Origin of the sequence: Fulvivirga aurantia (genome assembly GCF_009711475.1) — a bacterium.
GTDB lineage: Bacteria > Bacteroidota > Bacteroidia > Cytophagales > Cyclobacteriaceae > Fulvivirga > Fulvivirga aurantia.
In genome coordinates this window covers 1-22,553 of sequence record NZ_SMMD01000938.1, presented here as the reverse complement: position 1 = coordinate 22,553, position 22,553 = coordinate 1, and the positions used below count along the sequence as shown (strand labels likewise).

General features: G+C 43.9%; 32 protein-coding genes. 28 read left to right on the top strand and 4 right to left on the bottom strand.

The features are described from left to right. The 5 genes from E1176_RS18740 to E1176_RS18720 all read left to right on the top strand — a co-directional run. The coding region (locus E1176_RS18740; protein ID WP_155212580.1) for an efflux RND transporter periplasmic adaptor subunit at window positions 1-1,174 on the top strand (1,174 nt) is incomplete at its 5' end. 12 nt (window positions 1,175-1,186) lie between these two features. Continuing rightward, window positions 1,187-1,618, top strand: a complete 432-nt coding sequence (locus E1176_RS18735) for a Fur family transcriptional regulator (RefSeq protein WP_155212579.1) — start codon at window positions 1,187-1,189, stop codon at window positions 1,616-1,618. A 1-nt stretch (window position 1,619) separates the two neighbouring features. Continuing rightward, window positions 1,620-4,121, top strand: a complete 2,502-nt coding sequence (locus E1176_RS18730; protein WP_155212578.1) for a heavy metal translocating P-type ATPase — start codon at window positions 1,620-1,622, stop codon at window positions 4,119-4,121. Between the two features lie 51 nt (window positions 4,122-4,172). Continuing rightward, entirely contained in the window at window positions 4,173-4,565 is a 393-nt protein-coding gene (locus tag E1176_RS18725) for a DUF3703 domain-containing protein (protein WP_155212577.1), read from the top strand. Then, a complete protein-coding gene (locus tag E1176_RS18720; RefSeq protein WP_155212576.1) occupies window positions 4,558-5,349 on the top strand; it encodes a cation diffusion facilitator family transporter in 792 nt (263 codons plus the stop codon). The genes E1176_RS18725 and E1176_RS18720 overlap by 8 nt, the downstream gene beginning before the upstream one ends. A gap of 181 nt (window positions 5,350-5,530) precedes the next feature. Here the strand turns inward: E1176_RS18720 and E1176_RS18715 are convergent, their stop codons facing one another. The 3 genes from E1176_RS18715 to E1176_RS18705 all read right to left on the bottom strand — a co-directional run bounded on the left by E1176_RS18715 (window position 5,531) and on the right by E1176_RS18705 (window position 8,965). Beyond that, a complete protein-coding gene (locus E1176_RS18715) occupies window positions 5,531-7,231 on the bottom strand; it encodes a DUF6035 family protein (RefSeq protein ID WP_155212575.1) in 1,701 nt (566 codons plus the stop codon). A gap of 68 nt (window positions 7,232-7,299) precedes the next feature. Then, a complete protein-coding gene (locus tag E1176_RS18710) occupies window positions 7,300-8,202 on the bottom strand; it encodes a nucleotidyl transferase AbiEii/AbiGii toxin family protein (protein WP_155212574.1) in 903 nt (300 codons plus the stop codon). Continuing rightward, window positions 8,192-8,965, bottom strand: a complete 774-nt coding sequence (locus E1176_RS18705; RefSeq protein WP_155212573.1) for a type IV toxin-antitoxin system AbiEi family antitoxin — start codon at window positions 8,963-8,965, stop codon at window positions 8,192-8,194. The genes E1176_RS18710 and E1176_RS18705 overlap by 11 nt, the downstream gene beginning before the upstream one ends. Before the next feature lie 554 nt (window positions 8,966-9,519). Between E1176_RS18705 and E1176_RS18700 the strand changes: the two genes are divergently transcribed. The 20 genes from E1176_RS18700 to E1176_RS18605 all read left to right on the top strand — a co-directional run bounded on the left by E1176_RS18700 (window position 9,520) and on the right by E1176_RS18605 (window position 20,611). Continuing rightward, entirely contained in the window at window positions 9,520-9,981 is a 462-nt protein-coding gene (locus tag E1176_RS18700; protein WP_155212572.1) for an LEA/WHy family protein, read from the top strand. Then, entirely contained in the window at window positions 9,981-10,907 is a 927-nt protein-coding gene (locus tag E1176_RS20800; protein WP_185152876.1) for a transglutaminase-like domain-containing protein, read from the top strand. Before E1176_RS18700 ends, E1176_RS20800 begins: the two co-directional genes overlap by 1 nt. 6 nt (window positions 10,908-10,913) lie before the next feature. Beyond that, entirely contained in the window at window positions 10,914-12,320 is a 1,407-nt protein-coding gene (locus E1176_RS18690; RefSeq protein ID WP_155212571.1) for a hypothetical protein, read from the top strand. 23 nt (window positions 12,321-12,343) lie between these two features. Further along, window positions 12,344-12,940, top strand: coding sequence for a hypothetical protein (locus E1176_RS18685; RefSeq protein ID WP_155212570.1), 597 nt, complete (start codon window positions 12,344-12,346; stop codon window positions 12,938-12,940). Window positions 12,941-13,031: 91 nt separating this feature from the next. Then, the gene (locus E1176_RS18680; RefSeq protein ID WP_155212569.1) at window positions 13,032-13,658 is read left to right on the top strand and encodes a hypothetical protein; all 627 of its coding nucleotides are present in this window, start codon (window positions 13,032-13,034) and stop codon (window positions 13,656-13,658) included. 11 nt (window positions 13,659-13,669) lie between these two features. After that, on the top strand, window positions 13,670-14,062 hold the full coding sequence (locus tag E1176_RS18675) for a hypothetical protein (protein ID WP_155212568.1): 393 nt from the start codon (window positions 13,670-13,672) through the stop codon (window positions 14,060-14,062). Beyond that, window positions 14,059-14,628, top strand: a complete 570-nt coding sequence (locus E1176_RS18670; RefSeq protein ID WP_155212567.1) for a hypothetical protein — start codon at window positions 14,059-14,061, stop codon at window positions 14,626-14,628. Before E1176_RS18675 ends, E1176_RS18670 begins: the two co-directional genes overlap by 4 nt. Window positions 14,629-14,677: 49 nt before the next feature. Next, window positions 14,678-14,938, top strand: coding sequence for a hypothetical protein (locus tag E1176_RS18665; protein ID WP_155212566.1), 261 nt, complete (start codon window positions 14,678-14,680; stop codon window positions 14,936-14,938). Window positions 14,939-14,945: 7 nt separating this feature from the next. Beyond that, complete coding sequence (locus tag E1176_RS18660; RefSeq protein ID WP_155212565.1) at window positions 14,946-15,254, top strand: hypothetical protein; 309 nt, start codon at window positions 14,946-14,948, stop codon at window positions 15,252-15,254. Window positions 15,255-15,260: 6 nt separating this feature from the next. Then, window positions 15,261-16,127, top strand: coding sequence for a hypothetical protein (locus E1176_RS18655; RefSeq protein WP_155212564.1), 867 nt, complete (start codon window positions 15,261-15,263; stop codon window positions 16,125-16,127). Then, window positions 16,127-16,315 carry a hypothetical protein gene (locus E1176_RS18650; RefSeq protein ID WP_155212563.1) on the top strand — a complete coding sequence of 63 codons (189 nt, stop codon included), beginning with the start codon at window positions 16,127-16,129 and terminating at the stop codon, window positions 16,313-16,315. Before E1176_RS18655 ends, E1176_RS18650 begins: the two co-directional genes overlap by 1 nt. Beyond that, window positions 16,315-16,749 carry a hypothetical protein gene (locus tag E1176_RS18645; RefSeq protein ID WP_155212562.1) on the top strand — a complete coding sequence of 145 codons (435 nt, stop codon included), beginning with the start codon at window positions 16,315-16,317 and terminating at the stop codon, window positions 16,747-16,749. The genes E1176_RS18650 and E1176_RS18645 overlap by 1 nt, the downstream gene beginning before the upstream one ends. 2 nt (window positions 16,750-16,751) lie before the next feature. Beyond that, window positions 16,752-17,780 carry a peptidoglycan-binding domain-containing protein gene (locus E1176_RS18640; protein WP_155212561.1) on the top strand — a complete coding sequence of 343 codons (1,029 nt, stop codon included), beginning with the start codon at window positions 16,752-16,754 and terminating at the stop codon, window positions 17,778-17,780. 2 nt (window positions 17,781-17,782) lie between these two features. Next, a complete protein-coding gene (locus E1176_RS18635; protein ID WP_155212560.1) occupies window positions 17,783-18,178 on the top strand; it encodes a hypothetical protein in 396 nt (131 codons plus the stop codon). After that, entirely contained in the window at window positions 18,100-18,639 is a 540-nt protein-coding gene (locus E1176_RS18630; protein ID WP_155212559.1) for a CHAP domain-containing protein, read from the top strand. Before E1176_RS18635 ends, E1176_RS18630 begins: the two co-directional genes overlap by 79 nt. 4 nt (window positions 18,640-18,643) lie before the next feature. After that, window positions 18,644-19,327 carry a hypothetical protein gene (locus E1176_RS18625; protein WP_155212558.1) on the top strand — a complete coding sequence of 228 codons (684 nt, stop codon included), beginning with the start codon at window positions 18,644-18,646 and terminating at the stop codon, window positions 19,325-19,327. Further along, window positions 19,314-19,541 (top strand): hypothetical protein, encoded by a 228-nt coding sequence (locus E1176_RS18620; RefSeq protein ID WP_155212557.1) that lies wholly within the window; start codon window positions 19,314-19,316, stop codon window positions 19,539-19,541. The genes E1176_RS18625 and E1176_RS18620 overlap by 14 nt, the downstream gene beginning before the upstream one ends. Further along, window positions 19,538-19,942, top strand: a complete 405-nt coding sequence (locus E1176_RS18615; RefSeq protein WP_155212556.1) for a hypothetical protein — start codon at window positions 19,538-19,540, stop codon at window positions 19,940-19,942. The genes E1176_RS18620 and E1176_RS18615 overlap by 4 nt, the downstream gene beginning before the upstream one ends. Continuing rightward, window positions 19,942-20,346 carry a hypothetical protein gene (locus tag E1176_RS18610; RefSeq protein WP_155212555.1) on the top strand — a complete coding sequence of 135 codons (405 nt, stop codon included), beginning with the start codon at window positions 19,942-19,944 and terminating at the stop codon, window positions 20,344-20,346. Before E1176_RS18615 ends, E1176_RS18610 begins: the two co-directional genes overlap by 1 nt. Window position 20,347: 1 nt before the next feature. After that, entirely contained in the window at window positions 20,348-20,611 is a 264-nt protein-coding gene (locus E1176_RS18605) for a DUF4248 domain-containing protein (RefSeq protein ID WP_222933180.1), read from the top strand. Window positions 20,612-20,678: 67 nt separating this feature from the next. On the opposite strand, the gene E1176_RS18600 is transcribed toward E1176_RS18605, so the two are convergent. After that, window positions 20,679-21,032 carry a YegP family protein gene (locus E1176_RS18600; RefSeq protein ID WP_155212554.1) on the bottom strand — a complete coding sequence of 118 codons (354 nt, stop codon included), beginning with the start codon at window positions 21,030-21,032 and terminating at the stop codon, window positions 20,679-20,681. 88 nt (window positions 21,033-21,120) lie between these two features. On the opposite strand from E1176_RS18600, the gene E1176_RS18595 reads away from it, so the two are divergent. The 3 genes from E1176_RS18595 to E1176_RS18585 all read left to right on the top strand — a co-directional run. Next, on the top strand, window positions 21,121-21,771 hold the full coding sequence (locus E1176_RS18595) for an RNA polymerase sigma factor (RefSeq protein WP_155212553.1): 651 nt from the start codon (window positions 21,121-21,123) through the stop codon (window positions 21,769-21,771). Further along, window positions 21,764-22,102 (top strand): hypothetical protein, encoded by a 339-nt coding sequence (locus tag E1176_RS18590; protein ID WP_155212552.1) that lies wholly within the window; start codon window positions 21,764-21,766, stop codon window positions 22,100-22,102. The genes E1176_RS18595 and E1176_RS18590 overlap by 8 nt, the downstream gene beginning before the upstream one ends. Next, on the top strand, window positions 22,068-22,553 hold a 486-nt coding region (locus E1176_RS18585), incomplete at its 3' end, for an ImmA/IrrE family metallo-endopeptidase (protein ID WP_155212551.1). The genes E1176_RS18590 and E1176_RS18585, both read left to right, overlap by 35 nt.

The following is a 22,553-nucleotide window of genomic DNA, read 5'->3' as shown; positions in this document are numbered from 1 at the left end:
CGTTGTATTTACAGGCTGTGGTAGTAAATCGGCTGATACGGCTGAAGAAATGCAGGAAAGCCATACAGAAGGTGAAGAAGGTGGCCACAGTGAAGAAGAAATGGGCGTGGTATACTTGTCTGACCTTAAGTTTAACAGTCTCAAGATGAAATTAGACAGCATTCCCATGCGGGCTTTATCCGGGGTGGTAGAAGCCAACGGACAACTGGAAGTGCCCCCTCAGTATGAAGCCACGGTAACGGCCATACTAGGTGCAAACGTGACTTCAATCAAAGTAATTGAAGGGGATAAAGTTAAGAGAGGGCAAGTATTGGCCTACATTTCTCATCCTAATATTACCCAGTTGCAAACCAATTATGTTAAAGCTTATAGTCGACTGCAATACCTTGAGAAGGAGATGCAGCGGCAAAAAAGGCTGTATGAAGAAGAAGTAGGTTCTGGAAAAGCCTATCAGGAAACCCTGGCCGATTACCAGTCTATAAAGGGTGAGGTCAAAGGATTAGAGGCTCAGTTAAGGCAATTGAGTATTAATGTTAAAACAGTAAAAGAGGGTGACATTTACCAAAATGTGCCAGTAGTCAGCCCCATTGACGGCAACATTGAAAAAGTGTTGATACAGGTAGGGCAATTTGTAGAACCCCAAACCAAAATGTTCATGATTGTTAATACAGAGCATGTGCATGCCGACCTGATGGTATTTGAGAAAGATGTATATAAGGTGAAAGAAGGACAAAAAATTTCTTTTACTATAGAATCGGTTCCGGACTCTCAGCTTTCAGCAGAAATTTATTCGGTAGGTAAAAAATTTGAGCAAAATCCCAAGGCGGTGCATGTGCATGCCGAAATAAAAAGTAAAGAAGATTTTCTAATACCGGGTATGTACATCAATGGAAAAATCCATACTGAAAGTAAAACAGTTAAGGCACTGCCGGAAGAAGCCATTATTGAAGAGGAGGGTAAGCCCTACATCTTTCTGGCTGAAGCACGAAAAGAAGAAGAAGGAGAAACAGAATGGGAATTTAGGCCGATAGAAATAAGAACTGGTGTTAGCAATGATGGTTGGGTAGAGATCAACCTGTTGGAACCTTTGCCGGAGGGAGCGAGGGTAGCCTGGAATAATGCTTATTATCTAATTGCAGAAATGAAAAAAGGCTCCACTGAGCATGGCCATTAATATAGAAGAATCATGATCAGAGCATTAGAAGAAAATTTAAAATCACACGAAATTAAGCCAACAGCCATGCGTCTGTTGGTTTTAGAATACTTGCTTGAAAGAGATGCCGCAGTGAGCCTTACGGATATCTATGAGGCATTTGAAAAGTCTGATCGGACAACTCTTTACCGAACATTGAAGGTGTTTGAAGAAAATGGCATGGTACATAGCATTGATGATGGTACCGGTGTGCCCAAATATGCTTTATGTGAAGATGGGTGTAAATGTGAAATAGAAAGAGATCTGCATTTACATTTTCACTGCAGAGTATGCGGACAAACCAAATGCCTTACCAGCTATAAAATACCCAATATAGAGTTGCCTGAACGATATCAACCTGAAGAAGCCAATCTGGTAGTGAAAGGAGTTTGTGATGTCTGTTCAAGCATTCCAAAAAGCGATTAACATGAAAAAACTACAAGTACAAATACCGGTGATGCTGCCGGAAGTACCGGATGAAAAAGATCAATGTGTAGATAAACTCATCGGCCGCCTTCAGGATACCCAAGGCCTGGAAAAAGTGCATGTGGCTGATGAAACTGATAATGGTGTTCCACAGCTCTGCTTTCACTACGATCCTGAGGTGATATCCATTGACCTAATCCAAAAATTAGCGGAGCAAACCGGGGCAGAAATCACCAAGAAGTTTGGCCATAAACTCATAGAAGTTGAGGGGATACGGCACACTCGGCATGCCCGTAACTTTGAGCGAAATCTCCGGAGCAAAGAGGGGATTTTGGAAGCCTCCGTCTCAGGCTCCGGCCTGGTGCGTTTGGAATTTGATACTACCAAAATAGATGAAGCGGAGATACTGAAATCGTTAAGGAAAGAAGGGCTGGACATCCCCGATACACGGGTAAGTGCAGAGCGATTTTTACAGCAGGCCAGCAAATCTGAAACAAGGGAAACTCAGGAAAAAGAACATGATCATGAGGAAGGGGAAGATCACGACCACTCACACGGAGGCATTTTCGGCAAAAATACCGAGCTGATTTTTTCTATCATTTGCGGGGCACTGCTCGGCATTGGTTTTGGGCTTTCTTATGTAGAAGCTATTCCTTCATGGGTAAGCTTGACGCTCTACATCGCAGCGTATTTCTTTGGTGGTTTTTATACGGCTAAAGAAGCGGTAGAAACTGTTTCCAAAGGAGGCTTTGAGATTGACTTTCTCATGCTGGTGGCAGCCATTGGTGCGGCTATTTTGGGTGAATGGGCGGAGGGTGCTTTACTGCTGTTCCTCTTCAGCATGGGCCATGCCCTGGAGCATTATGCCATGAACAAAGCCCGCAAATCCATTGCCGCCCTGGCAGAACTGGCCCCAAAAACCGCATTACTCAAAAAGAACGGCAAAACTAAGGAAGTGGGCATTGAGCATTTGAGCTTGGGAGATATCATCGTGGTAAAGCCCAACAGCAAAATTTCGGCTGATGGTGTAGTAGTAGATGGCACAAGCAGTGTGAATCAGGCCCCAATCACCGGAGAAAGTGTACCAGTGGACAAGGAACCGGTGGATGATCCCGACAAGGACTGGTCACAGGTAAGCGAAATAAAGGATGAAAACCGGGTGTTTTCCGGTACCATCAATGGCAACAACTCGCTGGAAATAAAGGTGATCAAAGAAGCTAAAGATTCTACTTTGTCACGGCTGGTGAAGCTGGTCAATGAAGCACAAACCCAAAAGTCGCCCACCCAGCGGTTTACCGATAAGTTTGAGAAATATTTTGTGCCTTCGGTGCTGGCCTTAGTAGTGCTGTTGAATTTTGCTTTCTTGGTCATTGATGAAACTTTTAGTGAAAGCTTTTACCGATCTATGGCCGTGCTGGTGGCAGCCAGTCCCTGCGCCTTGGCTATTTCTACTCCGAGTGCTGTTTTGAGTGGGGTTGCCCGGGCCGCCAAAAGCGGTGTGCTCATTAAAGGTGGGCGGCCACTGGAAGACCTGGGTGTGCTCACGGCCCTGGCTTTTGACAAAACCGGTACGCTAACCGAAGGAAAGCCAAAACTTACCGAAGTAATTACCCTGAGTGAAGTGAGCGAAGAAGAACTGTTGAAAACCGCCATTGCTGTAGAAAATCTCAGTGATCACCCTTTGGCTAAAGCCGTAGTGCGTGATGGAAAAGAGCGCCTGAAAGCTGCCAATATACCTCAGGCCGAAGATTTGGAAGCCGTACTCGGAAAAGGCATCAAAGCAAATTTGAATGGCGATAAGATTTACATTGGTAATCTAGACTTGTTTGAGTCGCTGGATGATTACAAACCATCTAATGACATTGAAGAAAAAGTAAAGTCATTGGAGTCAGCCGGTAATACCACCATGCTGATCCGGCAAAATGACAGCTACCTCGGCATCATCGCCCTGATGGATACCCCGAGGGAAGAAGCGAAAAATACCCTGGAGCGGTTGAAAAAGATTGGTATCAAACGCATGATCATGCTTACCGGAGACAATCAGAAAGTGGCCGATGCGGTAGCTAAAGAAATAGGCCTTACAGATGCCTGGGGCAGTCTGCTGCCGGAAGAAAAAGTAGAAGCCATTAAGGAGCTTAGACAAAAAGAAGACAAAGTAGCCATGGTTGGCGATGGTGTGAATGATGCCCCGGCCATGGCCAACAGTACCGTAGGAATTGCTATGGGAGCGGCAGGAAGCGATGTAGCTCTCGAAACAGCAGACATTGCCCTGATGGCCGACAAGCTGGAAACTTTGCCCTTTGCTATCGGGCTAAGCAGGAAGTCAAAAGGGATCATCAAACAGAACCTGTGGATGAGTTTGGGTATTGTGGCCTTGTTGATACCCGCCACGATTTTCGGGTTTGCCAATATCGGTATTGCAGTGTTAATCCACGAGGGTTCTACCCTGGTGGTAGTATTTAATGCGTTGAGGTTGTTGGCTTATAAGAGAGATAATAGTTAAGCCTTTGATTCTTATGAAAAAAAGCCTTTTGAAATACCTAATCGGATTGATATGAAATTAAATACCATCATGCCTAAAAAGCTTCAGCCTTATTTTAAACGAGAACTGAATGAATATGATCAGCAATTTAAAGCCGGTAATCTTCAGGGAGCCTGGCACCATCTTGAGCGAGCTCATATAATAGGTCAGGCATATCCCTGGCATCACAGCTATGTTCACTGGAAAATGCTGCTGTTTGGGGTTCATATAAAAAGTGCGAAAGAAATACTTGGTCAAATTCCCAGATTACTTGTAGGGGGTGTTAAGTCTTTTGTTGGAAAGATTCCGGTTGGAAATACCGGAGGAGCCAACGTACCGCCCCTCAAGCCAATGAAAATAGAAGGGGATCTAAAAGCCATATTTAAAAGGGCTGGCATTCATCCAAATACAGAATTTCATGAATAAAAGCACATTCAAAATAACCAATATGGACTGCCCCTCTGAGGAGCAAATGATCCGCATGAAGCTGGAACCTCTGAGCCAGGTAAAGCACCTGGAGTTTGACATTCCGGCACGGAAGCTGGAAGTATTTCATCAGGATGAAGTACTTCCTATACAAAATGCTATCAGTGAACTAAACCTCAACGATCAACTACAAGGTACTTCTGAGGCAGAAATGCCCATTGCCGAAGACGAGACCAAGCAAAAGAAAATACTGTGGTGGGTATTGGGCATCAATTTTGGATTTTTTGTAGCCGAAATGACCACCGGATGGATATCCAGTTCCATGGGCCTGATAGCCGACTCGTTGGATATGCTGGCTGATTCTATTGTTTATTCCCTGAGCCTATTTGCTGTGGGAGCAGCTATTTCCCGTAAGAAAAAAGTAGCAAAGATCAGTGGTTATTTTCAGATGGGGCTGGCACTGCTTGGCTTTTCGGAAGTATTACGCAGGTTTTTCACCCAAAGCGAAACACCCCTTTTCCAGTGGATGATTATTGTTTCCCTGCTGGCTTTAACGGGTAACTTGGTCTCGCTATGGCTGATTAACAAGGCAAAAAGCAAAGAGGCCCACATGCAGGCCAGTGCAATTTTCACTTCCAATGACATCATCGTCAACGGAGGGGTAATACTGGCCGGTGTACTGGTTTATTTTCTGGAAAGTAAGTGGCCCGACCTGGCGATTGGAGGCATTGTTTTCGCTTTTGTAATGCGCGGTGCTATCAGAATATTAAAGTTAGCAAAGTGATACTTAAACTCTATATATATGAATGCGTGGTTTTGAAACCGTTCATTAATGCTGATATCCGATACTTTGATAGTGAACAAAAAGAAGAGGTAAAGGAATAGATTAATCAATAGAATAAGAATACGTATTGGAAGCTGATATTATTAAAATCAACTAAAGAAATCACTACAGCCTGACTAAATCAAAAGATATTCGGATTTACTTCTTTTGTTAGCTCCGGGAACAGAATGTTGATCAACCCATGATTACGAAAATCATAGTCAATGTTCAATGATTTGTGTTTTGCTAATTTCTTTTGAAAGCTCATTTTCTTGTCAGAACTAATGACTATATCCCAAAGGCATTTGATTTTTAATGCATTCTCAATATAGACCCAATGTTTGGGATAATATTCTATCGCATTATTGGTTAAGGCTACAAAATTTTTCAAATTAAAGCCTTGTATTTTATTGTCGTGAATGGACTGCAGGGTATAGATCACTCTGTCAATATTTGTTACATCATCAATATAATAACTCCTGCCTCTTAACCTCTCATAAAATTGAATCCGTAAATATTGCCGCTCTGCTTCCAACTGGTTGCTGGCGGTAGTATTTTGTTGTTCAAAAAATGCTTTGTCTGATGTGGTCAATTCATATCCGGCTTTGAATAATGATTTGACAACTATTTCTCGATAAGCATAATATTCAGGTTGAAATACGTATTGAAGTGCTGATAAACCTTCTCTATCCAATACATTTACATCCTTCTCAATATGGTTAGCCCTTAGTATAAACTGCAAAAAGTTTGGGTGTGTTTGGGATGTAATCATTTCAATGATAAAAGGCCGACCTGTTTCTGGGGCATGCTTATTCTTAAATGAAAGTTTCTTGTTGAGAAGTCGTATTTGTTGTTCGTTAAAATGCACGAGCTTACTAAGCTCCTTCTCAAAAGGAAAATGATCATTTTTGTAGAGGTGTCTCATAAAATTTATCATATCATCAACTTCTTCCTCCGCTGTTTCTAATTCTCGTTTCCGAGTTTCTATTTTTTGTCTTTGCTTTATCTCCTCAGCAATCTTTTGTTGTCTGGCTACTTCCGACCTGTTGTTCTTTTCAAGATCAAAGTAGTAAGCTTTTTTAGTGTTAGGGTCAAAAGTTAGTTGTTCAAGAGTGACTGGCTTTTGTATCCATTTATGCCTAAGATCATTTTCAGAGTTTAAAAATGGCTTTTTAAAATCGCAAAGAAGTTGTAAAGTGTCCTCTGATCGTTCGTCCAACTTGAAGAAATTTTGGTGACTGTCGAGGTACTTTATATCTCTTTCGGTTTGTGTTTGCCCATGGACATTGAAATCGTCTAGAATCCAGATAAGGTAAATACCATTTTTAGTATAAAAATTCTGGCGATCAAGAATGTATTTCAGTGGTAGTGCAGAAAGCTGAATTTCAAAGGCTATTTGATAACCTTTGTATGAGAAGTACACATCTGGCCTTCTCTTTTCACTTCCCACAATAATAAATTTATCATCTATCTGTACAGATTCTGTATCAACATCAGGAGTTTTGAGTGCTAATGAACCGATTCTATTTTTCAGATACTTGTGTCTTGGGCTTTCTTTAGCAGCAATAATTTTGTTAATCGCCTCAAACTCCTCTGAGCTGAGGTTATTCTGCTTTAAAATACAAGGATTTGATTGTGGAGAATGTCTAAAATGTAGTCTGTCATATTTACTAGTGGTGATGAATAACTCCTGATCGCATTCCTTACAATGTATCACATGCTTTTCAATAATAAACTGCTTTTTTAAGGCAAAAGCTTCTTTGGTGTTAGAAAAAATTTCATCAGCATCGAGCTGTTCACCTGTTATTTTATTGAGGCCGTATTTGATAGATCGCTCATACATTTTTGTCTTTGAAAATAATCATTCAGTTTTAAAAATCACAGCTTATAGATAGTGCATAATAGAGACGTTTATGAATTCAATTTTAATCTCAACCCATTCAACTGTTCCAGATACTTAGCTGAATTATCTTCTTTTAGCCTTTCCAAATTTTGAAGCTTCCACTGAACAGACGGAAAACGCTCAAAATCATAAATACTCCAGTCGGGCTGAAGACTTTGAACGGATAACAGGAACTCTTTATCACGGCCTGTTAGAGATTCGTGGATTGCTATGATAAGATTCTCCCTCGCTTTTTCAAAATCCGAGTATTCAAAAGACTCGTTGGTCATTCCTTCAAATTGATTGGTCAGCGTAGTTTTTTGATCAAGAAGATTAGGATAGAGTAACTCTTCCATTGGGCGGTTGCTACTGAGAATAGCTAGAAGCAACCCTTCTCTGTGCTCATCAGTGAATTCAGTATTGGCTAAAAAGTACTTCACATCAAAAAGGTCTCTCGGATGCTGACGATCTAAGGCAGCGCATATTTTACCTCCGTAGAGTTGGCCCATACCAATGACTGGCACCTCACAAAAAACCTCAAACTCTTCCTGCGCCTTTTCGCATAATGGCAGTATATCGGGATCATGCAAGGCTCCCCGGTTGGTTTGGTTTACTTCCAGTTTGATTTGCGCACCTTGGTGTGCGATCAGAAGCTTTGAGGTTTCTTCAACAAGGGATATCTTAGCTTTGGGCAAGACTGTGAGAATACTTTCGCTTATTCTGGAAAGGCCATCCGATATATTTTGTAATGAATCTTTTCTGTCTTCAATAGGAAGATAGGTCAGGTCAATATCTACGGATAAACGTGGCATATTGCGAACAAACAAATTGATGGCCGTACCTCCGTGCAACGCAAAGATTTCTTCTTTGGCCACCTCTGGAAGTACATTGAACAATAGAGCTACCTGTCTGCGGTATATTTCAGTGGCCATAGTTTTCCAGTTCTTGAGGTACGGTGATTTGATATTTAGCTACGTAAGTCCCGTTTTTGACCAGGCTTCTTTTACCGCTACCCAAATCTATTTGATCAAACTTTAGATGCCTGAACCAGGCATGTTTAGCTTTCTCTGCCAGATACAGGAATAGCCTCTTCACCTTCACGGAAGTACAGGCTTCCAGTAGTGTTTGCACTTTGGCCGGTGGCAGGTTGTTCAAACTCTCCATGAGTTCATAGCATTCCACCAGTTGTTGTTTTTCCGGTACCAGGTACAGGCATTCCATCATAGCCCGGGCTGCACCGGATATTTTGAGTTGGAAAGTGGACTGGTCTATAGTAGTTAACCCCAAACCGGGAGGAAGAAAAGAAGTACTTAAATAATTGATCTCAACACCCCATTGGTATTGTTTGAACCAGGCGGGTAATCTTTCATCCTTATCTCCAAAGAGATAAACTTTTTTGGAGTGAAGCTCCAGATACTGCACTTTACCCAGATAAGCCAGGGCCGACTTGGCACCTATATGTATGCTCATGCCCTTTTGAGACTGGAGAGCAAATAGCGCACCTGTAACGTCCACCTTTTCATCAGTTCGCTTCATAGCCCCGGAACCCATGGATTCCAACCACTTGCTTTTTCGGTATCGCTTCTGCAAGTCAAGGCTGTATCCTTTTTCAGTTAGCCAGGAGGCTAATAATACAACACCGGGCGGCTGTAGCCGTAAGAGTTGGTTTATTTTTGACTCATTTTGGGTACTCATGGTACTAATTTCGTTATAAAAATAAACCAATTCAAGCAGTGGTTTAAAAAATGTTATAAATAGGCACCTTTAGTACTTGAATCTCACTAAGTATAAACCGTTCGCGGTTAAATTGAGGGATCATCTTAATTGCGATTTGTTTGTGTTCATTATTTAGAGTATTTAGAGTTAAAATGAACGTGTACTATCTACCGGAACTAAAGTATAAGTAAACCAACCTCACCTCCCAGGGATACAACAACTGCCGTCTTCCGGTATTCAGCCCCTCAACTTCTTTCAGTTTCAAGCGCAGCGTTTCCCGACTGATGCCGAACCTTTCGGCCAGTTCAGCCTTGCTCACAAACCGTATTTGAAAAAACTGATCATCCATTAGAAACCGAATAAAACCATTAGAAATTGAAGTGCCAGAAGCCAGCAGGTACTTGCACGAAAACCCTTCATAATCCTAAAAATAACTGATTTTGACCGGATTTCCCTGACCAAAACAAGCCTTGCCAAGCCCTCTTGGACTGCATAGAAAATAAATATTCATTTGAGCAAAAAATCCGAATCAAATGCTCAAATGGATAGTAGGTGGAGCGGCCGCTTTTTTCGTAGGCCGGTATTTGCTGAGGCTCAATCAAGCCTCTAAGACTATTGTGACCCGGACGTCCTTGCAGGTCAATAAAGTCAGCCTGTCGGGCATAGAACTCAAAGCCAACATTCGTTTACAGAATCCCAACCCTATCAACCTTTCGCTCCAGTATCCTTTTGTCAACCTCACTTACAAAGAGGCTTCCTTGGGTACTTCCCAGGTGAAGGACGAGACCATCCAATTACCGGCCAATGGAGAGCAGTCTTTCAACCTAACCATCCAGTCTGCCGGGTGGCTTTCTCTTATTCAGGTACTGGGTACCGAGCTAGTACAAAAAATTCGCAGTGGACAAAAAGCCGTGTTGGATGTGGTTTCCACCATCACTACCAAGGTGAACGGTATTCCTTATAGTCAGCAAGAAACCCTCAAACTCAATATCTGATGCAGGCACTGAAGAAAAGATATATCGCCTCCGGACATGAATTCGATAAACTCTTTCCCATGAGCATCAAACAGGACAAAGTGATCCGTCCGGAAGGAAGTGCCAGGCTGCACCATACCATCAACCTGATCAAGCAAGTGGTAAGGGAAACCAAAGGTGATACTGCACTGCTTGCCAAAACCCTGAAAGGTCGGACACTAAAAGGCACTTGTGAAAACATCTGGGATTTTGTGTACAACCACATCCAGTATGCCCGTGACAAAACCGGGGTAGAACAGGTCAGACGACCGTCCCGTACCTGGGCGGATCGGAAGAAAGGCGTGGATTGCGATTGCTACACCGTTTTCATTTCTAGCATTCTTACCAACCTGAATATTTCGCACAGGGTAAGAATCACTAAATACGGTGGCAAACCTTACTTTCAACATATCTATCCCATTGTGCCAACCAGGAGTGGTTATATCATTCTGGATTGCGTCACTGACCACTTCAACTATGAAGTGCCTTACTCTGAGTCTAAGGATTTTGATATAGCCGACCGCAGATCAGTGGACGAGATCAACGGAATCCGGGAAGTCAGTGGTGTGGACTCAGCTGATTTGTTGATACATGGCTTGGGCATTTATAATTTGAAACAACCCAGGTTACCTCTGCGACAAGTAAGAAGGGTTGATCCAATGAAAAATCAGGAGACAACATCAGATAAGCTTACTATCAGAAAGTTACCCGAGCAAAAAAACGCGCCCCAGTCGGCATTGCAAATAACCCACCCCCAACCAAAGGTGAAAGTAAAGGAAGCTTTAATCAATCCAACTTCACCTTTGGCCAGAGAAAGGACAAAAAAAGGTTTAGGAGTGGCAGGAAGAATTCTGCTGGCCTTAGGAATAGGTTTAGGCGCTTATAAACTAACAGAAATTTTAACATGATTAATTATGGAATTGCATAGACTAGACGGATTTACCGCCTCTGGATTGGATAATGTCGATATCCAGGACATAGACTTTGAGACTATGGAGGAAGGAGAAATGAGCGGCCAGCAGATTGAAGCCCTGGAAGCTCTGGGCTATGTCCAAAGCCCGGATATCGCTTACGAAATACAGGATGAAAACGGCAATGTAATCATGTATGCTGATGCCGAAGAAAACCTGTATGTGATTGATGGCTTAGGCGAGCTGGGCTTTTTCAAGAAGATTGGCAGGGGCTTAAAAAATGCGGCCAAGTTTGTTGGCAAGAAAGTGATCAAACCGGTGGCCAAAGGAGTGTCCAATGCGGCCAAGTTCACGGCTAAGAAAGTGATTACTCCCGTAGTAAAAACAGTGAACCGCTACCTGAATCCGGCAACAATTCTCTTGAGAAATGGCTTTTTGCTGGCGATGAAAACCAACCTGATGAAAGTGGCTGAACGCCTTCGTTTTGGTTACCTCAGTGATGCGGAAGCCCGAAAGCGCGGCATGAATATGAGTGGGTTTGCTAAGCTAAAGGAAGCCATCAGCAAAGCGGATAAAATCTACGAGTTGGCCGGTGGCAAAAAAGAAAACCTCAAAAAAGCCATTCTTACTGGTAAAGGCAATCGCGATAAAGCGGTACCCTTGAGTGGTTATGGGTTAGGCAGTCCCTTATCCGCAGCGGATGATTATGTGGATCCTTTTGAAAAAATGATCGTGGAAGCAGATGCCGATGAGGTGGAACAACTACTGGATGATGGCATTGAAGTAGAAGGTTTAGGTGTGGTGGTGACCGGAACCGCAGTTGCTGCCGCTTCCGGAGCAGTAGGTACTATTTCCGCTTTACTTAATAAAATCACTGGGGTATTTGACAAAGCCAAGAAAACCCAGAGTGACGTCAAAAGCCTGGTGAGCACAGCCAAATCTTTTGTACCAACACCCAGCGGTGGTTCAGCCTCGGTGCTGCAACCGCAGCCTATCCCAAAACCCTTGGTCAGGTTCAGTCCGCAAACCACTTCGCTGGTGCGCAGGCCTGTAGCTACTTCTCCGACCCTGCCAGTTAAATCCCCCAGCACACCTGCTCCTACAACCACCGCGCTGGTCAGGAGGGCACCTGCATCCACTTCGGTAGTAACAACGACCGATGAAAGGCCAGAAAAGCAGGGCTTCTTTCAAAAGCACAAAACCCCACTGCTGATTGGTGCGGGAGTCTTGGTAGCCGGTGGCGGTATATACTATGTAGTCCAGCAGTCTAAAAAGAAGGAAAAGTCCAAATCTGTGGACGGCATTCCCAGGGATACGAAGGGAAGATTTAAAGGCAGTGGTAAATCCAAGACGAAAAAGAAAAGTGTGCGCAAAAAAAACAGGAAGCTGGTACCTACTGCGCTACTGTAAATGAAAACTTTAATACAAATACGATGAAAACAAAGGCAACAGTAAAAGACAGCCTGATTGAAACAGGCAAAAACCTTGGCTCAGGCCTGGTCGGTATGCTGGCTGGTTCGGCTGTAGGCAGGCACTCGCTCTGGATCGGGGCAGCTACCATCTTCGGTGGAGCCTGGTACGAGCACGACTGGCTTACTTCAGCCGGGGTGGGCATGGTGGCTTCCAATGGCTTTGCCCAGCGAAGCGAAGAGAATGTATCCGGCCTGGATGGGTTTCAGAATGAAATTGGCAATGCCAAAAACCGGGCATTATCATCTCTGAAGGCCCTGGGTAAGAAAGTGTACCTGGACAAATTGTCTCCCTCACTGAGCGAAAAGCTTGGCCTGGATGGCAAGGAAGACAGTGAAGTACTGATGGTCAATGGCTACATGGGCGATATCGGCAATTTTGATACATCTGAAGTAGATGAGATCATACGCCAATTGGAAGATGGTAATGCTGAAAGTCTCATAGAGGAACAATCAGGATTTGAAAGCAATGAGGCCGTGGGTGATCTGGGAGCTTTTGGCAATCCTGATATTACGGAACTACAGGGCACTGACGCACTGGAACTCAATGCTGTGGCCTAAAAAGCTTCAAGTTGAAAGCTATAAGCCACAAGCTATTTACGCTATGAAGATCATCTAACTACTCTGTACTCAATACTAAATTCTAATAAACATGATACGTAAAAATTCAAGAGAACAATTTCTGGAAATTGTCAATGCCCACCTCTCACTCCGGGAGCAGGGCAAGAAGCACGACCCGGCTATGGTTAAAGTAGCTGAAGGGATCAAGGAAGGCCGCTTGCAGTTGTCTGATAGTGCCTATTACTCCATCAAATACGGAGGCGACCGGGCTACCATCCACATGTTTGAAACCCAGGATGCCAAGGAGATTGGGGTGACCAACGTGACCCAATCCAAGCTGCCTAAAGATCGGCTGTTTCTTTGCAATCGGATCATCTTGCTGGCCAAAGAGTTTGAAGGTGAGTTGCCCCAATCCGATACCGCCTGGAAGCAATTGATCAAGTCTGCCAACTTTGATTCCATCAAAGCGGTGGCAGGTCTTCAGAACGGGGTCTGGACATTTGTGGCCAACAAAAAGATAATTGTGGATGAGCGACCGATGCAGGAATTCGTTACCGACAACAACCTTCAGGTCAACCTAGGTACCTATTATCTGGAAAACCCGAGATTTATTCGTGATGACGAGGAGTTTGAGTTCACCATCGAGCTGGGTGATGATGCCCCGGACAAAACCCTGATCAAGGTCGTACTGGCCGGTACCTCAACTGTACCTGCTTAATCTGCACACTGATGGAAAAACAGACCCGGGAAATACGGAAGACTTTCAGCTTTCAGGTAAATGAAGCGAACAAGCTGTACACTCCTCAAAAGTGGGAATTGCCCAAAAAGACCGCTTTTGTGAAGGGATTACAACTCACTTCCGATTTTCCCAACAAGCTCTACTATCGCGGATCGCAACGAATAGAGATTGGAGGAGATGAGCTTTTCCCTGAAGGCTTTGACAGCAAAATCCTGATTTCCAGCATCAGTGTCGCACCGAGGGAGCGTTTCTTTGATTTGGGTGAAGTTCAACCTGGAGACCTGTCTGTCAAAATCCGCTACGAGGATAAAGACCATGAGCGGGCGGTTTTGGGCAATGGCTATCAGGTATCTGTGGTGCTGTTATTGGAAGAGGAAATATGATCAGAAAAGTGACCATACCGCCTACATTGGAAGGTGAAGTAGCCGAGAAACTGCTCATCAAAAGACACTTTGTACCGGTGGAAATTTCCATCACCGAAAACGGGCAGTACAGAACTTTTAAAGAAAAAGTACCACATGGCAGCCGGAAGGTAGTAGGAGTGATCATCACGCATGATGCCTCTGATCATATGATGCACCATAACCGGGTCTATGTGGGAAGTGCGCCAGATACTCATATCAACCAAGCGTTGGTCTGCGGGTTGAAAGATGATCTAATCGGAAGTCAGCCGATAGTGTATCAGATTGAAGTTAAGGAAGGTGAAAAACTGTACTACGCCCAGCCTAAACGGTTGGAAATGTCGGAGCTGAAGCTGAATGGTCACCAGGATAAATTCAAAGATCCGGTGGTGGTAGAAATCAGGGATTTCTGGACAGATTTTAAAGAAGACTATTGGGTTTGGGAAAGTAAATATGCCGGGTTGGGTAAAGTGCAACTGGAGGTAATTCCAGCGTCAGGAGGAAATGGTAACGGTGATATAGATGACGATGAAGAGGATGATGACTGAATTGATGATACTGGGAGAACTATCCATATTCAGCCCAAAAGGCATAGAGATGAAAACCGAAGTGATTGAAGCCACCTCAGTCTTCCGGGATCATGACCGGCTCAAGCAGGATCGTTACCTGTTCAACTTTGATACGAACTGCAACTTCAACGATGTTGAACTGAACGAGCCAATTCCGAATCTGCCTATTCATCCTATGGATATTGAAATCAGCGGTGATTATGTAACCGGAGCATTTAAAGATGTGGGATATACCACCGGGCCTTACAAGGTAAAACTTTGGCTGATGATTGAAAAAGAACCCGAATAATTGAAAAATGACTGAAGAACTGGCCATACGATACATCCCTCAAAGGGTGCAGGAACGTGGGTTTCAATCTTACCGGATGGTATTCCAAGATTTGAACCTGGAGCCAAAACAGGAAATCCAACTAGCTGCTTTTAACGAACTCTGGATATTGCTGGAAGCCGAATCCGGCATCCGTATCAGCTCAGATTTTGGGGAGTATGATTACAACAATCCCCGTCTCTCAGAAAACACCCACGAGCATGCGGATCGGATTGAAATCCTGAACCAATCCTCCGAAACCAGAAAAGTAAAGTTTATCCAGGTGATCTTAAAATGAGGTGATATGGAAGCAGACAGAATCAGAAGACCCGGATCCGTTAGACTAACCGATGAGCAGTATGAAGAAATGGAAGCTTTGGGGCTGGAGAATGAAAGTGCGTATGTAAAGTATAAACTCAGCGGGGCACAGAAACACTTGCAGGTACTACGGGATAATCCTACGCGGGTCAGCGAAGAAAAACCGGATACTGCACCTGTAAAAGTTACTGGTGACTCCTTTGAAGACAAACTGGCACTACAGAAGCTTTCTATGGAAAATGAGCAGCTCAAGCAAAAGCTGGAGGAAATAAGCCGAAGCAGGGATGAGTCGCTCAATGGCATTCATAACCAGGTGGAGGGGTTGCTAAAAGACGAACTCCTTAAGCGTGATTATGATACTTTGAAAAAGGAAAATGCCGGTTTGCTGAAGGACATAGAAAAGCTGGAGAAAGAACTAGAAAAGTCCGAAGAGGCACTGGAAGAAAAATGCGATGAAATTGAGGAGCTGGTCAAAAAACTCAGCCTGGTAGAGCTGGGCAAAGTGCTGCTGCCGGGTGCTATTAATGGGTTGGCCAGCAAGTACCCCAAGGAAATGCAGGGATTGGCTACCACCCTGGGAAGTCTGAGTGGTGAAGATGTGAAGCAGTTACTTCCGGCAGCCAACCTCTCTGAAGAGCAGCAAAACCTGCTCAACATCTCCGAGTACTTCCGAGAGTTGTTTGACGATGAGCAGTTTGAGCAAGTCGTGCAGATGGTCAGCCAGCTCGGTGAGCAGGTCAAGGAAGATGCCACTATGGTTACCAAGGTAATCTACTACCTCAACCAGATGAAAAAGATCAGAAAGTCCAAGCAAAAGCAAACAGAACAATCGGAAAGAAATAATCTAAGCTAATGGAAGAATTTAACCTCAATATCAAACTGAAAGCTAAAAACCAGGTAGAAGTTAACCAGGTCAAAAAAGCCTTCGAAACGATGGTGGCCACCTTCAAAGTGGAGGGCATCATCAAGATGGAGAAAATCTTCAAATCAGATGCTTTTGTACGCAATGTGGTGAAAATGAAACTCGGAATCAAAAAGTAATGGCCGTACCAGCGATAGCATATAAAGCCGGGCAATTGGCCTGGCAAAACCGTCCCCGGATTAGCATCAGCAGTCAGGTGACTTCTACTATTCTGGCGGTAGGTGCAGCGGCTGGTGTATTTCTGGGCATTAAAGCAGTGGTGAAAAACTTCAAACAGGGTATTCGGGAAAACCAGGCCCTGACAGAAGGTAATCCGGCCGCATTTGCCACCCAGCTCAAAATGGCCTTTGAGAATGACAACTATTTCGGTTGGGGCACCGATGAGGCAGCCGTATTTGCTGTGCTGGAGGCCATTCCGACCAGTTCGGTGATGAACAAAGTACAGCGGGCTTACCGTGACCTCTACGGAAGGAACCTGGCCGCTGACCTGAAAGACGAACTCTCTTCCGAAGAGTTCGCCACCGCTTTACAGATTATCAATTCAAAACCCTGATCATGGCAACAAAGACACGAAAACGCAATACAAAACCCACATTGGCAAATCGGAAACAACCGGTACCAAAGCAAAAGACGGGTGTTCAACGAAAATACATCATCTATGGCCTGGGAGCCGGGGCGGTATTAGGTGGTGGCTATCTCTTGTACAATTATTTGCAGGACAGGGCGGTGATGCAACGCGGACAAGGACTTACTGTTAATAATATCATCCCGGCTTTGCCTGCCTCAGTTCCCCGAACTACGAGCAGTAGTTTCTTCCCACTGAGAAGCGGATCAAGGGGTGAGCTGGTCAAGCAACTTCAGCAAGGCTTGCTCAGACTGGGAGGAGAATCCGCCAGCCATATCCGCAGCACCAGCATCCGGCCAGACGGCACACCTGATGGAGTTTTTGGTGGTGGAACAGAAAAAGCACTCCGGGCAGCAGGCTATAGCACCACCGTTTCAGAAAGTACTTTCAGCAAAATTGTGGGCAGCAGCACTTCTGCTCAAAGCAGCACCCTGAGTAGCAAGGCCATTGCAGACGAGCTGCTCAAAGCAGCCAACAGCCGCAATCTGTTTGCTGCCTTGGCTGCCCTGAAGCAAATGCAAAATACGAATGATTATCTGGCAGTGAGAAGCCATTTTTCTAATGCCATTGTCGGAGGAGTCAGAGTTACCAGTCCAGTGAATGCCTTGCTCAGCGTAGCTTTTAAAAATAACGAACCGGCTAAGGTAAAGATCAGAGCTGAGTTCATCCGTATGGGCTTAAAGCAAAGCCCGTCCGGCACATGGACCTTGTCCGGACTGGGCGAACTGGAGACCCTGGAGGAGCTGCAACAATATTTGAAAGATAGCCAGGCTCTGAATGTGGCCATTACCCAAAAACATACGATGCTGCGCAACGGACAGGGGGATTATATATTGCCAGCCATTCCGCCCAGAACGATAGTAGGCTATCTGGCCAATAATAATAAGGGCATAGCCCAAATCATTACTGAAAATGGGGTGACCGTATACGCCCCTACACAAAACTTAAAACTGATTTAGCGATGAACAAACTCAAACAATGGTTAAAAACGAATGTAGTTCCGGTCTTGCAATGGTTGTGGAACTACCTGAAAGTATGGCGGGAATTATCGTCCATAGCCGTAGCGCTCTTTCTCTGGGCCAACAGTGCCTGGTTCCTTCGCAAAATAGATCCCACTGCCGCTACTTATGATGCGGGGGTATTCCAGGTCTATCTGTTTGCGATTATTGGCCTGTTTTTACTTCACGGGATCGTTCGCATCCTGATGAAGCTGATCTGGCCCACTTCCGATGATTATTTGGACCATCAATTTGCTCAAGACTTTAAAACCATTACCTCATGGCAAAAGCTAAAATTATCTACAGCTATCTTCTTTGCTTTTTTGTTTGCAGCAGTCTTTCTGGCCAGGATCATCTGAGCAAAAGAAACGAGCTACAAAAAATATATCTCAGCCAGGTAGGTGTCCGTGAGCAAGGCGGAGCAAACCGAGGAGAGAATGTGGAGCAATATTTAGCTTCCGTAGGTTTTGACCCTGGCTATGCATGGTGTGCCGCCTTCGTAAGTTGGTGTTACCAGCAGGTGGATGTGGAGCACCCGAAAAGTGCATGGGTGCCGAGCTATGCCACCAAGCAAAACCTGATCTACCAAAGAGGCAAGTTTATGAAACAACTTCCACAGACGGGGGATGTCTTCCTGATTTGGTACGAAAGGTTGAAACGCCCAGCCCATATTGGTTTTATAGACCAATGGCAGGATGCCTGGGTGATCACGGTGGAAGGAAATACCAATGACGATGGCTCACGAGAAGGTGATGGCGTATATCGCAAACGAAGGATCCAGCGACAGGTGTGGGCAGTAAGCAATTTCATTGATCCATAAATTCATGCTCAGCAAAACAAGAAACATACTACGCAGCAAAGACTATAAGCTCTTTGATAAGCCCTATGAACTCAATATAGTGGCCTACCGGAGCAAGTATGTTCGTAGCAACCGCTTTGATGACGAAATCCATGTGTTTTACAAAAATGAACTCGGAAAGTGGGTATATCATGTCTTTCCAGCCACCACCGACCCGGGGCAGTATTGGCTCGATAATCCCATGCATCCCCAGGGAACGGCATTTCTGAAAAAAGGTCAATATATGGATGCTTATGCCATTGGACTACACAGAGGGATTTATGAGGCTGTAGTTCAGGTAGAGGATGTTACAGTCATTCGTGATTATGATCGTAAGGGCATTTTCAACTGGTTCGAAAGCGGTTCCCCCGACACTGGAAAGTTCGGGATCAACATTCACCGGGCTAGACAATCCGGGTCAGCCAAGGTAATTGATAGTTTTTCTGCTGGGTGTCTGGTTTTTGCCAATGCCGAAGATTACGACTTATTTATGAAGCTGGCCAAAATTCATCGCAGTATGCATGACAACCGCTTTACGTTGACATTGGTTGACTTTCGAGATGAGCGCAGAAGAACGTTGAGTATTACTGCCTGGACATCTTTGATTGCCTCTTCAATAGCCGTGGTGGCCAATTCTTTTATTAACTCCAGACGCTATGAAGTTATCTAAAAATACGAAGAAAGCAGGGTTGGCACTCATCGGCTCTATGGCTGGGTTCTTGATGGCTAAACAGTTGAAAATAGAGGACTATTACCCTTTCATTTTGCTGGGCGGCTTTCTGGGTAATACCATAGGAGAAGAACTGATACCGGAAGAATGCTACCAACAAAATACGCTTGGGTATATAGACCGGAACGGACAACTTAAACTTATTCAGTTATGAAGCTTGATCTCAATAAATTCTATGTGGTGTATAAACCCACCAAGTACTCTGAGCGAGTGGATGTGTTCGATGGCCGACCGGATTCGTTGGCCGGACTGTTCCGTCAGGTTCTGGGAGGATTGACGATTGATAGAGTACACGCGATTTACACTACCGCTGCAGAAGCAGATAAAGCAGCCGATAAGCTGTTAAAGAGAAAAAGAAAGCTAACGAAAAAGGCCAAACCCGTCAAGCGAGGAGAAGGCTATGCCATTTTCGGTAGCGAAGTAAAAGCTAGCGAAAAGTACCGGGTGCAATCCAAACCCAAAGTGTATCAGACCAAGAAGGAAGCCGAGTCTGCATTAAAACAAATGCTCAAAAAAGGCTGGAAACGATCTGATCTTAAAATCCTGAAGTACTAATGAAGAAAGTAGTCACATCGGGAAACAAGCCAATAGATAAGAAAGTACGCTATGCGGTGTTCAATCGCAATGATCGCTTGATCAGAAAAGGCATGTTCACGGCCAGTGAGATTCAGCAGTACCTCAATCAGAAAGCTCATGAAGGCAAAAGCTACTACGCCATTGAACTTAAGGGGCTGAACCGCAAGTTGACCGCCAAAGAGCTGAAGCCTTTGGAAGATAAGATCAAAAGAAAAAATCCTGAGCTTCCTGCCAAAGACTTGACTGACTTGAAGGCTCTGTTTAAAATCCTACAAACTAAACCGGCCTGGGAAGGCATGATCAAAGCCTACCATTTTGACACGGCCCTGCGTGAAGAAATCCCCTTGAGTATATGGAAAAAAATGGGAGGGGACACCCTGTAACATGGAAAGATCTATTTCTCATACCGCCTCCCAGTCATCTGCTGCCCGAATGATGCCCGTTGCTCTCCAGGATGAAGACGTGCCTAAAATCAAGGCCTACTACAAATATGAACTGGCCGAGATGTACCACGTTTGCACCAAAACCTTCTCCGCCTGGATCCACATGTATTTTGAAGATCTCCAGCAGTTCGGTTATACCAAACACACTAAGTTGCTTCGCCCGGAGATTGTGAGATTTTTGTTTGAAAGGCTGGGGGAACCATAAAATCTTGATTTAACCGGATCTATATAAAACATCGTCCCCCTTCCAAATAAAAAAATGGGCAGGAGCACTAATACGCTCCTGCCAAAGTTAAATCCTCAATGGGAGCGGTCGGTGCGTCCCTTTTTACAGCACTGATGCCATTCTCCATGCCAGACCGAGTCACATACATCTCACTACGGCCGATGATTTCACCGTTTAAGGCCTTCAGGTTAAAATAGTATTGGCCATTTACAGATTGTCTACGATCATATCGACTATCATAGGGAGAATTTGATTTTACTGAAGCTATACCATTCAGGCACCCTTGTTTGGTTTTATACCCTTCACCATTCAGGATAATCTCACCATTTCTTGCTCTTAACCGATAGTAATACTCACTGTTTGCTGAGCTTTTGAAGACTTGAAATTTTGGATTTTGCATAATTTTTCGAATTTTAATGTAAAACATGCTTTCACCCTACTACCAAAATCATTATAAACGCTTTTTGGTATAGCTTTATGAGAACCTAGTGAACTGGCAGGAATACGAAGACGAAACAACCGAAGACATCATCGAGTATATCAAGATGAAGGGCGATGATGGATTTGAAAAAGCCGCCCAGGCTGCCTTTCACGTCTTCTGTTTTCGTTTTGGTGAGGATTTGGTAAAAAAATGTGAGGTCATTTGTAAAAATAATGGCCTTGATAAGCAGGTGGCGACCATGATATCACAAAGAACGTTTCACCGTTTTTGGAAATATCCCAAATACAACCATGAAAAATCAAGGGCTGCTGATCATGATACAGGCGTTAAATTTTATTTATACAGAATTGCTCAAAGGGAACTGATTAATTGGCGGAATGAGCAAAATTCGCCTTATACAGGTGAAGAAGATATTGTTTATAAAATGCCTGAACCGAACTACGACAATTATGCTGTTGAAAAAAGAGGAATTCTCAAGAAGCGGTATGAAATAGTTAAGAAGGCACTTGAGAGGCTTTCAGAAAAACACCGAATCATATACCTGACTTATGAAGCACATTTTGTGGAGGGGCATAATTTGCCGGGACACTTATTAAAAAGATTACGAGCGGAGCTCAACTTAACACAAAGCTCTGTCAGGTTTTACCGGCATCAGGCAAATGAAAAAATCAAGGAGTATATAGAAATTTATGGCTAAGGATAAAAAACATATTACTACCGATAATATCAACGAATGGCTTGGTTCCCTAGGATTTCTCTTTCCAAGGGATCATCGTGAATTAGCACGGTTTGAGAAGCTATTTGAAGAGTATGATCATGAGCTATCAGTAGATATCCTTGACCCTAAGAAAATAATGTCAGGGGAAATTGAAGAAATCCAAGCAGATGGAAATGTTGAAGATCAGCAAACCACTCAAAATTGGAGAATGGCCGCCAGAAATTTCAATAATATTCCTGAGCACATCTTAAAGAAAATGAGGCGAAATCAAGATAATGGAGATTCCGGTCCAGAAGAAGAAACAGATTGAACTGTTTACTGCATTCATAGTAAATGAATATTCTAACGGATTTATTACTGATCTCGAAAGAATAGCTCTTTTCGAGGATATTCCTTTCTATTATGATCACTATGAAAATTTCTTTGATGGAATGCTTCTTTTTGATGGTTCTAAGTTTCACATTCATTTAAATATTGACCGTGGGAATGCACCACAATCGAAAAGAAGCCGATTTACTTGGGCACATGAGTTTGGCCATTATTTTTTAGATGAACATCGTGAAGGTTTGAGATCTGGCAAGTTTGATCCACATCCATCTTTTACTAACCTGGTAAGAAATAACATGATAGAAGTGGAAGCAGACTATTTCGCTTCTTGCTTGCTCATTCCCGAATATAAACTTAGAGACGTTTCTCCTGGTAAGGGATTTTCATTTGAAACAATTATCAATATATCGGATACTTTCCAAACAAGTATACTG